Here is a 15157-nt window from a genome sequence, read left to right on the forward strand (position 1 = left end):
AATTTGAGAACCATGAAAAAGCTATTCTTACTAACTTGTGCCATCGGTTGCACCCTTTTCGTGCAAGCCAAGGATCTGACACAGTATGTCAATCCGCTGATGGGTACGCAATCTTCGTTCGAATTATCGAGCGGTAATACTTATCCGGCCATTGCCCGCCCTTGGGGAATGAACTTCTGGACTCCGCAAACCGGCAAAATGGGCGACGGTTGGCAATACACATATACGGCCAACAAGATTCGTGGGTTCAAACAAACGCATCAACCCAGCCCGTGGATCAATGATTACGGACAGTTCTCACTCATGCCCGTGGTTGGAAGCCCCGAGTTTAACGAAGAGAAACGCGCCAGTTGGTTCTCGCACAAAGCAGAAGAGGCACGTCCTAACTATTATAAAGTATACCTGGCCGATCATGATGTAGTAGCCGAGGTTACCCCGACGGATCGTGCAGCGATGTTTCGCTTCACCTTCCCCGAGAACGATCATTCGTATATCGTAGTCGATGCCTTCGATAAAGGCTCGCACGTGCAGGTGTTGCCTGCCGAAAACAGAATCATCGGATACAGTACCCGCAACAGCGGTGGTGTACCGGCCAACTTCAAGAACTATTTCGTAATCGAGTTCGACAAACCCTTCACCTATCGCGCTACCTTTGCCGATAGTACATTGACGGAAAATGTGTTGCAACAAACAGCCAACCATGCAGGAGCTGTTATTGGTTTCCGCACCCATAGAGGCGAAGTGGTACATGCTCGTGTAGCCTCTTCCTTTATCAGCCCCGAACAGGCTGTGCGCAACCTTGACGAACTGGGCAATGACAACTTCGATACCTTGAAAGAAAAAGGGAAAAAGGCATGGAACGACGTTCTGGGACGTATCGAAGTGGATGGAGGAAACCTCGACCAATACCGTACTTTCTATTCCTGCCTATACCGTTCATTGCTGTTTCCCCGTAAGTTTTACGAGATCGATGCCCAAGGCCAGCCGATACATTACAGCCCTTATAACGGCGAAGTTTTGCCGGGTTATATGTTTACCGACACAGGTTTTTGGGATACGTTCCGTTGTCTCTTCCCTTTCCTCAACCTGATGTACCCGAGCATCAACCGCGAGATACAAGAAGGACTGGTCAACACGTATAAAGAAAGCGGATTCTTCCCCGAATGGGCCAGCCCCGGTCATCGTGGATGCATGATTGGCAACAACTCGGCATCCGTATTGGTCGATGCTTACCTCAAAGGAGTGAAGGTAGCCGATGTAGAAACGCTGTACAACGGCTTGATCCACGGCACCAACCATGTACACCCCGAAGTATATTCGACCGGACGCCAAGGCAACGAATACTATAACAAACTGGGTTATGTGCCTTATGATGTGAAAATCAATGAGAACGTAGCGCGTACGCTGGAATATGCTTACAACGACTGGTGCATCTATCAATTAGGTAAAAAGCTAAACCGCCCGAAGAAGGAACTCGCACTCTTTGCCAAACGCGCCATGAACTACCGCAACGTATTCGATAAGGAGAGTAACCTGATGCGTGGACGCAACCTCGACGGCACATTTATGACGCCTTTCTCTCCGCTGAAGTGGGGTGACGCATTTACCGAAGGCAATAGTTGGCACTACTCTTGGTCTGTATTTCACGACCCACAAGGATTGATTGATCTGATGGGTGGCGAACAGAAATTCACGCATATGCTCGATTCGGTATTCTCGGTTCCTCCTGTTTTCGATGAGAGTTATTACGGACAAGTTATTCACGAAATCCGTGAGATGCAAATCATGAACATGGGCAACTATGCACATGGCAATCAACCCATTCAGCACATGATTTATCTGTATAACTATGCCGGACAACCCTGGAAAGCGCAATACTGGCTTCGTCAGGTGATGAACCGGATGTACACACCTGCCCCCGATGGTTATTGTGGCGACGAGGACAATGGACAAACCTCGGCCTGGTATGTTTTCTCGGCACTCGGCTTCTATCCCGTATGCCCCGGAACGGACGAATATGTATTGGGAGCTCCCTTATTCAAAAAAGCCACCTTACATTTTGAGAATGGCAATGACCTGGTCATTGAGGCACCTCAAAACAACGATGAAAATATCTATATCGAATCAATGACGCTCAACGGAAAAGAGTATTCGAAGAACTACCTCAAGCACGAAGACCTGCTAAAAGGTGGAGTCATTCACTTTGATATGAACGCTAAACCTAACCTAAGCCGCGGAACGGAAACGAAGGATTATCCCTATTCGTTTTCGAACGAAAAGAAAAACTAATTCGTTTTTCTTCATTCCGGAAAACGCATCTTTGTCATTCAGATAAAGGTGCGTTTTTATTTTTATTGTATTTTTGCCGTATTGTTACCATTTGATTCACTATTTATAAAAAAAACAAAGAAATGAGCTAAGTGTTATTGTCTTTAGGGTTGTTTCATTATCAAAAGGGAAAGTATGACTCATTCCCTCTTTGAGAATTTAACACATGTATAACCATTAAATGATGTTTATGGAAAGCAATCATTTTTTTCGAGCTTCGAATGTACTTCGGGCTCTTTTGATTCTTTTGTTCATGACAATCCCGGTACAATGGGTTTCGGCTCAGTTAGCGCTGAGTACGCCCCGCACGACTTTGGGTACCGTCATTAAACAAATTCAATCTCAATCAAAGTATCAGTTCTTCTACGACGATAAGCTTTCGGCTGTCTCTGTAGAGCCCTTGAAAGTAAAAGACGCCTCTTTACAAGAGGTATTGAGCCTTGTATTAAAAGGAAAGAACATCACTTTTAAAGTAGAAGACAACATCGTCTATCTATCCGAAAAAAATGGTTTGCCTATCGAAAACAACCAGCAGCAAACAGGCAAGGAACGCAAAGTAACGGGCCAGGTTGTAGACGAGCAAGGCGAACCGTTGATTGGTGTGAACGTATTGATCAAAGGCTCATCCACGGGTGTTATTACCGATTTGGATGGTAACTATACGTTGAACACCAATGAGAAGTCTCCCATCCTACAGTTTTCGTACATCGGATATAAATCGCAAGATATACCGCTGAAGAACCAGACTGTAATCAACCTGACTATGCAAAGCGATACGCAGATAATCGATGAGGTCGTAGTGACTGCATTGGGTATCAAACGTGCATCAAAAGCATTGAGCTACAATGTTCAACAAGTATCTGAAGATGAGTTACTCAAGAACAAAGACGCTAACTTCATCAATGCCTTGAGTGGTAAAGTAGCCGGTGTAACGATCAACAGCAGTTCGTCGGGTGTAGGTGGTGCCAGCAAAGTAGTAATGCGTGGTACAAAAGGTATCGACCAGTCGAGCAATGCACTTTATGTAATTGACGGTGTACCCATGTTCAACCTTTCGGGAACAGGAGGTAAAGAACACGACTCTGCCGGTTCCACAGAAGCAATTGCCGATATCAATCCCGAAGACATTGAATCAATGTCCGTATTGACCGGTGCTGCCGCAGCTGCACTTTATGGTAGCCATGCAGCCAATGGTGCTATCGTTATCACAACGAAGAAGGGAAAAGCCGGACACACCAGCCTGACTGTTTCGCAAAGTACTGAGTTCTTGAATCCGTTGGTAATGCCGCGTTTCCAGAACCGTTACGGAACAGGTACCAATTCTCAAAACGATCCGATGAGCGATAAGAGTTGGGGTAGATTGCTTAATGGCTCTAACTATATGGGATACTCTCCACAAGACGATTACTTAAAAACAGGTGTTGTAGCTACAGAAACCGTCTCTTTCTCGACCGGAACAGAGCGTAACCAAACCTATATCTCGGCCAGTGCGGTCAATTCATTAGGTATGGTTCCCAACAATAATTACGATCGTTACAACTTCACCTTCCGCAACACAACCTCTTTCCTGAAAGAGAAAATGCTGCTCGACGTAGGTGCCAGCTACATTAACCAAAGCGATAGAAACATGACCAACCAAGGTACCTATTCGAATCCATTGGTAACAGCCTACCTTTTCCCTCGCGGCGACGATTTTAACGATATCAAAATGTACGAACGTTACGATTCGCAACGTAGAATCAGCACACAGTACTGGCCACAAGGCATCAACGAGTTTACCGGTCAGAATCCATACTGGATTAACTACCGTAACTTACGCGAAAACAAGAAAGATCGCTATATGCTGAATGCCAACCTGAGCTATCAAGTGTTAGATTGGATGAGCGTATCGGGACGTATTCGTGTCGATAATTCGATCAACGATTTCACAGAAAAGCTATACGCTACCTCCAACACGACCCTGACCGAGGGTTCGAAAAATGGTTTGTATGGCATAGCCACCACGAAAGACAAACAAACGTATGGCGACGTATTGCTGAACATCAACAAAATGTTCAACGACATCTTGTCTTTGCAGGCCAACGTAGGTGCTTCGTTCTCCGACATGCGTCAAGACATGCTTAAGAACCGTGGTCCTATTCAGGAGAAGGGTATTCCGAACCTGTTCAACGTATTTCAATTGGACAACACCAAAACCAAACGCGAACAAAGTGGCTGGCACGAACAGACTCAATCGTTATTTGCAAGCGTTGAACTGGGTTATAAGAGCTCTTATTACCTGACGCTAACCGGTCGTAACGACTGGCCTTCGCAACTTGCCGGTCCAAAGTCTGTGAACTCATCATTCTTCTATCCTTCGGTAGGTACTTCGTTTGTACTCTCGGAGATATTTAAGATGCCCGAACAGATTTCTTATTTGAAACTAAGAGCCTCGTTTGCCTCGGTAGGTCTTCCGTTTGCCCGCTTCCTGGCCAACCCAACTTATTCATGGAACAACGCCAACCAACAGTGGGAGACAAAAACCAACTATCCTATGTACGACCTGAAACCGGAAAAAACCGATTCATGGGAGGTAGGTCTAACCATGCGTTTCTTGAAGAACTTCAACCTAGACTTCAGTTTCTATAACACAAAGACCTATAACCAGACATTTGACCCACAGGTTTCTGTATCGTCAGGTTATTCAAGTCTGTATCTGCAAACAGGTAGCGTGCGCAACCGTGGTGTAGAACTTTCATTGGGCTATCAGAACACGTGGAACAACAACTTCAAATGGAGTTCGAACTACACCTTCAGTGCCAATAAAAATGAGATTCTGGAATTGGTTGATAACTATGTACATCCCGAAACAGGTGAGTTGATTACCAAGGAGCGTTTGGATGTAGGCGGTTTCTCGCAAGCACGTTTCATCTTGAAGAAGGGTGGCAGCTTGGGCGACCTCTATTCACTGTCGGATCTTCAACGCGATGCGAATGGCAACGTGTATGTAGATAATCAGGGCAACATCACACTGAACAATAGTGTAGGTGATATTAAACTGGGTTCGGTATTCCCCAAATGCAACATGGCATGGAGAAACGACTTCTCTTGGAAAGGCTTTAACCTCGGCTTCATGTTGTCGGCTCGTATCGGTGGCGTTGTTTATTCGGCCACACAAGCAGCTCTCGACCTCTATGGAGTATCGGAAGCCTCGGCTCTGGCACGTGACAATGGCGGTATACAGATCAACGGCGGTGATGTGATTAACCCCGAAACCTGGTATACAACCGTAGGTGGAAAGAACGGTATTCCACAATACTATACGTATAGTGCTACCAACGTACGTTTGCAGGAAGCAAGCATCGGTTATACAATTCCCAAAAACAAACTTTGGGGAGTAGGAGACATCACCTTGTCTTTGGTAGGCCGTAATCTTTGGATGATCTATTGCAAAGCACCGTTCGATCCCGAATCGACTGCCAGCACCGGAAACTATTATCAAGGTATAGACAACTTCATGATGCCAAGTACACGTAACTTAGGTTTCAATGTCAGACTTAAATTCTAAGAGCAAAAAGTATGAAAAAGAATAAATCAATCATACGTTTCGTATGTCTCGGTCTGCTGGCAAGTGCCACAGCCTGTACTTCCAATTTTGAAAAGTATAATACGAATCCATACGATGCCAACGATCAGGAGATGGGCTATGATGGATATAAAATGCGTTCTGCATTAACCAGCATGCAAGGATGGGTGATTCCGTTGGATGTCAACACCACTCAGTTCACCGAATGTCTGTTGGGCGGTTCGTATGGTGGCTATCTGGCCGATTCGAACAACGGATTCAACGGCAAGAACTTTGCCACCTATACGCCCGAAGAGACTTGGTTGAGGGTACTGTTTAATGATATCATCCCCAAGATATATCCCAGCCTCAAAGACCTGAAAGCAGCCACAACCGATCCGGTTCCTTTGGCCGTAGGCAATGTAATCAAGGTAATCGCTATGCAGCGCATCACCGATGTATATGGTCCCATCCCCTACTCTAAGATTGGTGAAGACGGCAAATTGGTTGCTCCTTACGACTCTCAGGAGCAGGTGTACAAAACCATGTTTACCGAACTCGACGAAGCCATCGCTACGCTGACCACTCATCGTACCGAAGACTTCACACCGAATGCCGATATGGTATACGGCGGTAAGGCAGAAAACTGGATCAAACTGGCCAACTCCATTAAATTGCGCATGGCCATCCGTATTGCCAATGTATCGCCTGCACTGGCTCAGCAAAAAGCCGAAGAGGTAGCTAAGCACGAAGTGGGTACCCTTGCTACCAACGATGACAATGCACTGATGAAAGTGGCCGTAACCAATCCTTTCCGTGTCGTTATGTACGAATACAACGGAGGAGATTCACGCGTATCGGCCGACATTACATCGTACATGAATGGTTATGAAGACCCTCGTCGTGAGAAGTATTTTATCAAATCGGCCTTCACCGCCGATGAACTGGCAGGAAGAAAGATAACCGAAAACGGATACTACGGTTTGCGTTCGGGTATTCAGATTCCGGGCAACGTAGTGAAGAACTATGCCAATATGAACGTACAGAACGGTTCTAAGCTACTTTGGATGAACGCAGCCGAATGTGCCTTCCTCAAAGCCGAAGGTGCACTAAGAGGTTGGAATATGGGCGGCACTGCCGAATCGTTCTACAATGCCGGTATCCGTCTGTCGTTTGCTCAATGGGGAGCCGATGGTGCCGATAATTACCTGACGAACAGCACGCTCAAACCCAAGATGTATGAAGATCCCATGGGTATGTTCAGCTACGACAAAGCAATCAGCAACATTACCATTAAGTGGAAAGCTGTTGCCGGATTTGACGAAGAGAACCTCGAACGTATCATCACACAGAAATGGATTGCCAACTTCCCGTTGGGTATTGAAGCTTGGTCTGAGTTCCGTCGTACCGGATACCCCAGACTCATGCAAGCCATGGTCAATAGCAGTGCAGGTATTGTTCAGAACGAAAGAATGGCTCGTCGCCTGCCTTATCCTCAAACCGAACGTACCGAGAATACAGTCAACTTAAATGAGGCCATTAGCAAATACTTGAATGGACCCGATAATATGGGAACCGATGTATGGTGGGCTAAAAAGAACTAAAAACAGAAGGAGTTAATCATGAAAAATAAAATGAAAGATAGTCTCAAATTAGCTGTTCTTTGCCTTATGGCAGGCATTACATTTGCCGCCTGTAGTGACTGGACAGAGGTAGAAGGGGTAAACGTGGAGCAGCAAAGTCCTGCCGATAAATATCCCGAATTGTATGCTCAGTACCTGCAAAAGCTAAGAAACTACAAGCAGGCCGAACATAAAGTAGTGTATGCTTGGTTCGACAATAGCCAGAAAGCACCGTTCAGCCGGGGGCAACACATAACTGCCGTACCCGATAGCGTGGATGTAATTGCCTTGATGTTTCCGGACAAGCTGGCCGATTTCGAATTGAAAGAGATGGAAAGCGTTCGCAGCGAAAAAGGCACTAAGGTGGTTTATACGATCAGCTACGAAGCCATCAAGCGAGCTTATGACGAATTGGTGAAAGCCGAAACCGCCAAAGACGCAGCTTACGTAGCCCCCAACTTTGAAGCATACTTGAAAGAGGCTACTGTCAATGCACTGAAGCTCCAAAGCACCTACAACTACGACGGTATCATTGTAGGATATAAAGGAAAAAGCATGTTGCACATGACGGCTGCCGAGAAAGAACAGTACACCAAGGAGCAAACCGTTTTCATGAACGAGATAAGCGCATGGTATACAGCCAATAAGAATAAGATGATCGCCTTCGAAGGATATCCGCAATACGTAGTGAATAGAGAGATACTGAAATCGTGCAGAAACATTATTCTCAATACGGCAGATATCACAACATCGTCTATGCTTACCGTAGAGGCCTTGCAAGCGATAGTGCCCGATGTGCCTACCGAACAGTTTGTGGTAACAGCCCGCACTACTTCGCTCGACTCGACGGATAAAAAAACCGGATATTATGATGGTTCCCTGCGTGCTATCACCGAGGCAGCTTATTGGGTAACCAATAACGAGGTAAGCTTTACCAAAGCCGGACTGGGTATTTATAACGTACAAAACGATTATTACAACCCGAACAATGTGTACCAATACGTGAGACAGGCCATCAACATTATGAACCCTGCTCCTAAAAACTAATTGAATGATGAAACGAATTAATTTATACCTGATTTCAATGGCATTGCTCAGCGCAATGATCACCAGCTGTAAAAATGAAGAATCATTTGATAATAATGTATTCGTCAATGCAGCTGTGAAGACCAACAACATCTTGTTGAAATCGACGATAGAGACTAGCCAACGTAGTTTCCAGATAGCACTTGCCCAACGCGAGAATCAAGAGGTTATCGTGCACTTTGAGGTAAACCCCGACCAGGTAGCTACTTACAATGAGGCTTATTACAGCAATGCCGAGCTACTGCCCGAAGGATTTTATGAACTGTCCAATAAAGAGGTTCAGATTACAGCCGGTAGTGTTCGCTCGACCGACATCACCGTTCGTTTTCTTAACCTGAACACACTGAACCGTGAGAAGATCTATGTATTGCCCGTAAGTATAGCCAGTGCCAATGTTGGAATCTTGCAGAGTGGCCGTACTATCTATTATGTACTCAAAGGAGCTGCATTGATCAATACGGTAGCCGATATTGAGAAGAACAACTTATACGTAGATTGGAAAAAGCCCGAAGTAGTGACCAATATGAGAAAACTAACGGCAGAGGCTTTAATCCGTGCCCGCAACTTTGATCGCGGCTTAAATACGATTATGGGTATTGAAGGTAAATTCTTGATTCGCGCAGGCGACTCGGGCATACCAAGCAACCAACTGCAAGTAGCCACCAGTGCCGGAAACTTCACCTCTTCCGAATTACAGTTACCGACCAACGAATGGGTACACATTGCCGTTACGTATGATGCCGATGCAAAACAAGTTGCAGTGTATATCAACGGTAAAAATGCAGCTTCGGGCACACTCGATGCAGGAGCGGTTAACTGGGGTATTCCTCACTCGGACGAATCGGACGGCAAGCCCCGTTGCTTCTGGATCGGTTACTCATACAACAACGACCGCTATCTGGCAGGCGACATCTCTGAGGTGCGCATCTGGAATAAGGTATTGACTACCGAAGAGATCAATGCGAAGAACCATTTCTATGAGGTAGAACCCAAAGCCGAAGGATTGGTTACTTACTGGAAGTTTGACGAAGGTGCCGGTATGATCATCAAAGATTATACGGTCAATGAGAATCACGCTACCGCATCCAACCCATTAAAGTGGACAGCAGTAGAGTTGCCTTCATCTAAATAACCCATTTATTTCTATACTAAAAATAAAAAACAATGATGAATTACCGTAACTATATAAAACTAGGTTTACTGGCAGCAGCTTTTACGCTGACCGGTACTACCTTCACTTCGTGTCAGGACGATATCTTTGTCGGCTCGGAAAATGCCGGTATATTTGATAACGTCAACGGCACATACGGATATGTAAGAAACATGGGCGGAGCACGCGAGCTGGCAACCATCGAACTCTTTGGTTCAGGCACCGGCACCGGTCAGCTGTTCTTTGAACTCTCAGAGGCAAGTGCCACCGCAGTCGATGTAAAGTTGAAGGTAGATGCTGCCGCATTAGAGGCATACAATAAGGCCAACAACACATCGTATGAGATGTATCCGGCTGCACAGGTATCACTCAGCAACGGAGGCATTGCCTCGGTTGCTGCCAATGCAACTCAATCGGGTGTGATCGATGTTACCGTTCAATCGGGCGGAACTCCGGGAACGCTCTACGCACTTCCTATTGCTGCCGAGGTAAGCAGCAACGGCGTGAAGATGTCGCAAAACAATCAAAGTTACATCTTCCTGGTGAAACCGATGGGTGCTATTCCCAGCTCGGACAAGGGAACAGGAATCAAAGCGATTTGCTACATCGAGGTGAACGATGAAAACATCCTCAATGCCGGTGAATACACCATGAAGTCGAGCGGAAAACCTTTCTTCGATGTGGTCAATATCTTTGCAGCCAACATCAATTACAACAAAGAAAAAGGAAGCGTATATGTGAATTGCAATGACAATGTTTCGTATATCCTAAAGAATGCAGACAAATTCATCCGCCCCTTGCAAGCCAAGGGTATTAAGGTGTGTCTGACCATTCTGGGCAACCACGACGAAGCCGGTATTGCCAACCTAACCACCGAAACCGCTGCTGCCTTAGCGAAAGAGTTGAAAAACTATGTAGATATCTACGGACTCGACGGTATCGACTTCGACGATGAGTATTCGAACTACAAGAATCCTCCCAGCCCCGGCTTCGATGTACCTTCCAACGCAGGTTCGGCTCGCTTGGTCTATGAGTGTCGCAAGGTGATGCCCGATAAGATTCTTTCGTTCTACGACTGGAACCTATATCCAAACGGCACCATCGATGGTCAGCCCATCGGCAATGCACTCGACTATATGTATTATGGCGGATATGGCTCTTACCGCGCCAACGGCAATGACAAAATTACCGGCTTAACGAAAGAGAAATACTGTCCTTACTCCATCAGTTTGAACTATGCAGCCAGCGATGGAGGCTTTGATGTAGCCAACGTAGAGCGTTTGCGTAAAGAGGGTTATGGCATTCAGATGTTCTACAACCTCAAAGCAAGAGACTACGATTACAGCGCTGCCTTTAATCAATTCGGCAATATTCTGTTCAACGACGATGTAGAATGGAGCGGACGTGTTTTTGAAAAAACAGCTCCACAGGGCGAAATCAACATCCCTAGCTACCAGTCGTATATCGGCACATGGACATTGACCGCTGCACAATCACTCTACTGGTACACACCGGGACCTTGGTGGGACTGGAAGAGCGAACCGGTAACCTATACGCTTAGAATTGAAGAGAATGTACCCAACGAAAGCTACCTTGTATATGGCTGGGGCAACCAAAACGACCTTCCGTTTGTAATGAACTACAACAAATATGGTCGCGTAGAGATCAACCTGCCTCAAACATTGACCGAGAAGACTTCGACGGGCAACGTAGACTGGCAGATGGTATCACGCTTCTCGTACAGCTTCAGAGCCAATCAGTTTACAACCAAAGCAGTAACTCCCGCCTTCTCCGGTTTGATTAAGAAAGATGGCTCTTTCAGCATCAAAGGATTGAAATCGGTAAGAACACCGATCAAGACGATGGCTCCGATCCACGTCTCATCGACAGGTACTATCGGCGATATCAAGGGAGGCTTGTATCAGGATGTTGCTTATGAACCGTATACATTGAAAAAGAAGTAAACGACGAACCGTACTTCTCAAAGAATAACTTTTAGCAATCATCCCCTTACTTGCTCCTGTTTTCGTTGCGAAAACAAGGACCGGGTAAGGGGATTTTTATTCAAAATCAAATGAAAACATCTCTCGCTTTTGTAGCTGCATTGCTACTTTTCTTCAGCGCTTGTACCGCTGATAGGCCGACCGAAGTCAGCTCGCCCAATGGAGCGATCAGGCTTTCGTTCTGTTTGGCCGACAGTGGTCGTATGACCTATCAGGTGGCCGTCAATGACTCAGCCTTTATCCTCCCCTCTGCATTGGGTTTTGAGGCGCGCAACGGAGTGAATCTGTCCGACGGATTCAAAGTGACCGCAACCGACTTCTCCTCGAAAGACACCACTTGGACACAACCCTGGGGAGAAAATAAATCAATACGCGAGCATTACAACGAAATGACGGTGCACCTGAAGAATGCAGCCCAAACCCACCTAACCATGCGCTTTCGCCTTTTCGACGACGGACTGGGCTTCCGTTACGAATACCGGGTGCCGGGTGTCGACAGCCTGTTTGTGATGAACGAGCTGACTTCCTTCAACCTGGCCAACGACGGAACCTCATGGTCTATTCCGGCCAACTTCGACACCTACGAATTGCTTTACCGCACCCTGCCCATCAGCCGGGTAGAGAATGCCAATACACCGATTACCTTTAAAACAACGCAAGGGGTATATGCCAGCATTCACGAAGCGGCGTTGACCAACTTTCCCGAAATGACCTTGAAACATACCGATCGCAACGGATTCAAGTCCGAACTGGCTTCGTGGCCCGACGGCGTGAAAGCCCGTTTTGCCGGAGGAAACTTCAACACGCCTTGGCGCACCATACAGATAGCCCCCAAAGCAGTGGGGCTGATCAATTCGGGACTCATTCTAAACCTGAACGAACCTTGCGCACTGACCACTACCGACTGGATACGCCCGATGAAATACGTCGGCATCTGGTGGGGAATGCATTTAGGAGTCGAAAGCTGGATCATGGACGAACGCCACGGTGCCACCACGGCCAATGCCAAACGATACATTGACTTTGCAGCAGCCAACAACATCGAAGCCGTACTATACGAGGGATGGAACCAAGGTTGGGAGAGCTGGGGAAGCATGCAAACATTCGACTATACCAAGCCTTATGCCGATTTCGATATCGACGAAATCACCCGTTATGCCAAAGAGAAAGGGATACAGATTATCGGTCATCACGAAACCGGAGGCAATATACCGAACTACGAACAACAGCTCGACAAGGCTTACCAATGGTATGCCGACCGGGGCATTCATGTGGTAAAAACGGGATATGCCGGTGGTTTCCCCAACGGACATTCGCACCACGGACAATACGGCGTGCAGCATTACCGCAAGGTGGTCGAAACAGCCGCTCGCTACCATACTACGCTCGATGCGCACGAGCCTATCAAGGATACCGGCATACGCCGTACCTATCCGCACATGATGACGCGCGAAGGAGCCCGCGGCATGGAGTGGAACGCATGGAGCGAAGGAAACCCTCCCGAGCATCATGAAGTGCTTCCTTTTACCCGCTTGCTGGGCGGACCGATGGATTATACACCCGGAACGTTTGATATCCTGTTCGATAAGACGCGCCATTCACCCCGTCGCAAAAAGTGGAACGACCAAGACAAAGGCAATAGCCGGGTGAACACAACATTGGCTAAACAACTGGCCAACTGGGTGATTCTTTACTCGCCCTTGCAAATGGCTTCGGACATGATTGAGAATTATGAAGGACATCCCGCTTTCCAATTCTTCCGCGATTTTGATCCCGACAGTGATTGGTCGCAGGCATTGGCAGGCGAACCGGGCGAATTTGTAGTAGTGGCACGCCGAGCCAAACAAAACTACTTTCTGGGAGCATCGACCAACGAAGAGGCACGCACAGTGATTATCAAACTCGACTTTCTCGAAAAAGGAAAACGATATAAAGCCGTTATTTATGCCGACGGAAAAGATGCGGATTGGAAAACCAATCCTACTTCCTATCAAATAAAGGAGCGAATGGTAACGGCCAATGACAGCCTGAGTATCGTGATGGCCAAAGGCGGAGGACAAGCTGTTTCGTTCATGCCGATATAAACTGCTTGGGTTCATACAAGCGGTCTATATGAAAAAAGGATCTTCTTGCCGGCCTTACCGCCAAGAAGATCCTTTTTTATATTCGGATAGTTTAATCAAATTTAATCTCCTGCACCCGATAAACCGAGACTCCCTCGGGAAGTGCTACCGGACAGATAGCAGTCACATCTTCGACCAGATCAAGAGAAACAGGCCTGAAATCACGAGTTAGTAAAGGTAGTCCACTAGGTCTAAAATACAGGTACTCCTTATTATTGTATGCGAAAAAGTAACCCGTTACCTCTTTACCTTCCATATTAACGGTCTTCTTCTGTTCATACATCCCGATAATAGGTGCAATAGCCGCATCATTAGAATATATCAACAAGCGACCTTTCTCTAAAGGATCGCTCCATGTTACGGGATAAAGCTCGTAGCGACCTCCTATCCCTACAGGATACGTATTTTTAAATGCTTCTTCGGTCTCTGCTTTCTGCGAAACGCTTACCGCACCCTTAATCACGATACCTACTTTAGAGACTCTCCAAGTGTCTTTATATTCACCCACCCATACTTTGAGCATGGCACGCCTCCCACTACCGTCTTTTACAGTAATAACAGACTCTCCAATCTTTTTTTGGGTCAGGCGGAGGCGGGCATATCCGTTAGACTTCTCCTCCACCCCGGCATAAACCACGTCTTCGTTGCTGTTGTGAGTTACAGTATAATCACCGTCTCCACCATCAATACCTTTGAAAATTGTTTTAGGGCCTATCGTATAAAGCACTGCACTAGAGCTAATATTAGTATAGATTCCCGGCTCGGTAGTAGGCTCTTCACCAGTAAAGAATACAATATCCCGGTAATTCTTTTCACAAGAAGTCGATAGCAATAAACACCACACACATGCGATAAAAAGATAAAAATGCTTCATAGTCAATCAGTTTTTTAATCCGGTTATTATTATTTTTAAGGTATATGCTGCAACAAAGATATAAATTCCTACAAATAAAAGCACCATTTACTCATTTATTTTACTGATAAACAAACAATTACCATCTTTTGTTCTTAAAGGGGCAATAGTAACGGTTTCGATCTGAAAAAACACCGTATTCATTCAAGGCAAAAGAGCTGTAAGCTTTGTATAGAATAACCGATATATAACTGCTTCGCCCTGATTAGTTATCTGTATTCTCTCTATCATTTTCATTGTCGTCTTGCAATGCGACCATCGTCGGGTTGCAAGACGACAATGGTCGCGTTGCAAAGCGATGATCGTCGGCATGCAAGCCGACCACCCAAACTATTAACAAAAGATAGTTAAAGAATACCACCCATGCAGATAGCTATCAGAAGAGATA

The 15157-nt window shown here is 46.2% G+C and carries 8 protein-coding genes; 7 read left to right on the top strand and 1 reads right to left on the bottom strand.

What is annotated here, in order from left to right; genetic code table 11:
• The first annotated feature begins 12 nt into the window (after positions 1–12).
• The 7 genes from TY03_RS07985 to TY03_RS08015 all read left to right on the top strand — a co-directional run bounded on the left by TY03_RS07985 (position 13) and on the right by TY03_RS08015 (position 13817).
• On the top strand, positions 13–2289 hold the full coding sequence (locus tag TY03_RS07985) for a GH92 family glycosyl hydrolase (protein WP_042368760.1): 2277 nt from the start codon (positions 13–15) through the stop codon (positions 2287–2289).
• A 229-nt stretch (positions 2290–2518) separates the two neighbouring features.
• Positions 2519–5875, top strand: a complete 3357-nt coding sequence (locus TY03_RS07990; RefSeq protein WP_042369309.1) for a TonB-dependent receptor — start codon at positions 2519–2521, stop codon at positions 5873–5875.
• An 11-nt stretch (positions 5876–5886) separates the two neighbouring features.
• The gene (locus TY03_RS07995) at positions 5887–7476 is read left to right on the top strand and encodes a RagB/SusD family nutrient uptake outer membrane protein (RefSeq protein ID WP_042368762.1); all 1590 of its coding nucleotides are present in this window, start codon (positions 5887–5889) and stop codon (positions 7474–7476) included.
• 18 nt (positions 7477–7494) lie between these two features.
• Entirely contained in the window at positions 7495–8541 is a 1047-nt protein-coding gene (locus tag TY03_RS08000) for a glycoside hydrolase family 18 (protein ID WP_042368764.1), read from the top strand.
• Between the two features lie 7 nt (positions 8542–8548).
• The gene (locus TY03_RS08005) at positions 8549–9712 is read left to right on the top strand and encodes a DUF1735 and LamG domain-containing protein (protein ID WP_042368766.1); all 1164 of its coding nucleotides are present in this window, start codon (positions 8549–8551) and stop codon (positions 9710–9712) included.
• A 32-nt stretch (positions 9713–9744) separates the two neighbouring features.
• Positions 9745–11694 carry a BT_3987 domain-containing protein gene (locus TY03_RS08010; protein ID WP_052332427.1) on the top strand — a complete coding sequence of 650 codons (1950 nt, stop codon included), beginning with the start codon at positions 9745–9747 and terminating at the stop codon, positions 11692–11694.
• A 110-nt stretch (positions 11695–11804) separates the two neighbouring features.
• Positions 11805–13817, top strand: a complete 2013-nt coding sequence (locus tag TY03_RS08015) for a glycoside hydrolase family 97 protein (protein ID WP_042369313.1) — start codon at positions 11805–11807, stop codon at positions 13815–13817.
• 91 nt (positions 13818–13908) lie between these two features.
• Here TY03_RS08015 and TY03_RS08020 read toward each other — a convergent pair whose 3' ends face one another.
• On the bottom strand, positions 13909–14730 hold the full coding sequence (locus TY03_RS08020) for a hypothetical protein (protein ID WP_042368767.1): 822 nt from the start codon (positions 14728–14730) through the stop codon (positions 13909–13911).
• Between the last annotated feature and the right edge of the window lie 427 nt (positions 14731–15157).

The organism is Bacteroides neonati, assembly GCF_000499785.1.
GTDB classification, from domain to species: domain Bacteria; phylum Bacteroidota; class Bacteroidia; order Bacteroidales; family Bacteroidaceae; genus Bacteroides; species Bacteroides neonati.

Excerpts from the sequence above, each read along its gene's own strand:
- TY03_RS07990 (WP_042369309.1), top strand. The coding sequence starts at position 2,519 with ATGGAAAGCAATCATTTTTTTCGAGCTTCGAATGTACTTCGGGCTCTT.
- TY03_RS07995 (WP_042368762.1), top strand. The coding sequence starts at position 5,887 with ATGAAAAAGAATAAATCAATCATACGTTTCGTATGTCTCGGTCTGCTG.
- TY03_RS08010 (WP_052332427.1), top strand. The coding sequence starts at position 9,745 with ATGATGAATTACCGTAACTATATAAAACTAGGTTTACTGGCAGCAGCT.
- TY03_RS08000 (WP_042368764.1), top strand. The coding sequence starts at position 7,495 with ATGAAAAATAAAATGAAAGATAGTCTCAAATTAGCTGTTCTTTGCCTT.
- TY03_RS07985 (WP_042368760.1), top strand. The coding sequence starts at position 13 with ATGAAAAAGCTATTCTTACTAACTTGTGCCATCGGTTGCACCCTTTTC.
- TY03_RS08020 (WP_042368767.1), bottom strand. The coding sequence starts at position 14,730 with ATGAAGCATTTTTATCTTTTTATCGCATGTGTGTGGTGTTTATTGCTA.
- TY03_RS08015 (WP_042369313.1), top strand. The coding sequence starts at position 11,805 with ATGAAAACATCTCTCGCTTTTGTAGCTGCATTGCTACTTTTCTTCAGC.
- TY03_RS08005 (WP_042368766.1), top strand. The coding sequence starts at position 8,549 with ATGAAACGAATTAATTTATACCTGATTTCAATGGCATTGCTCAGCGCA.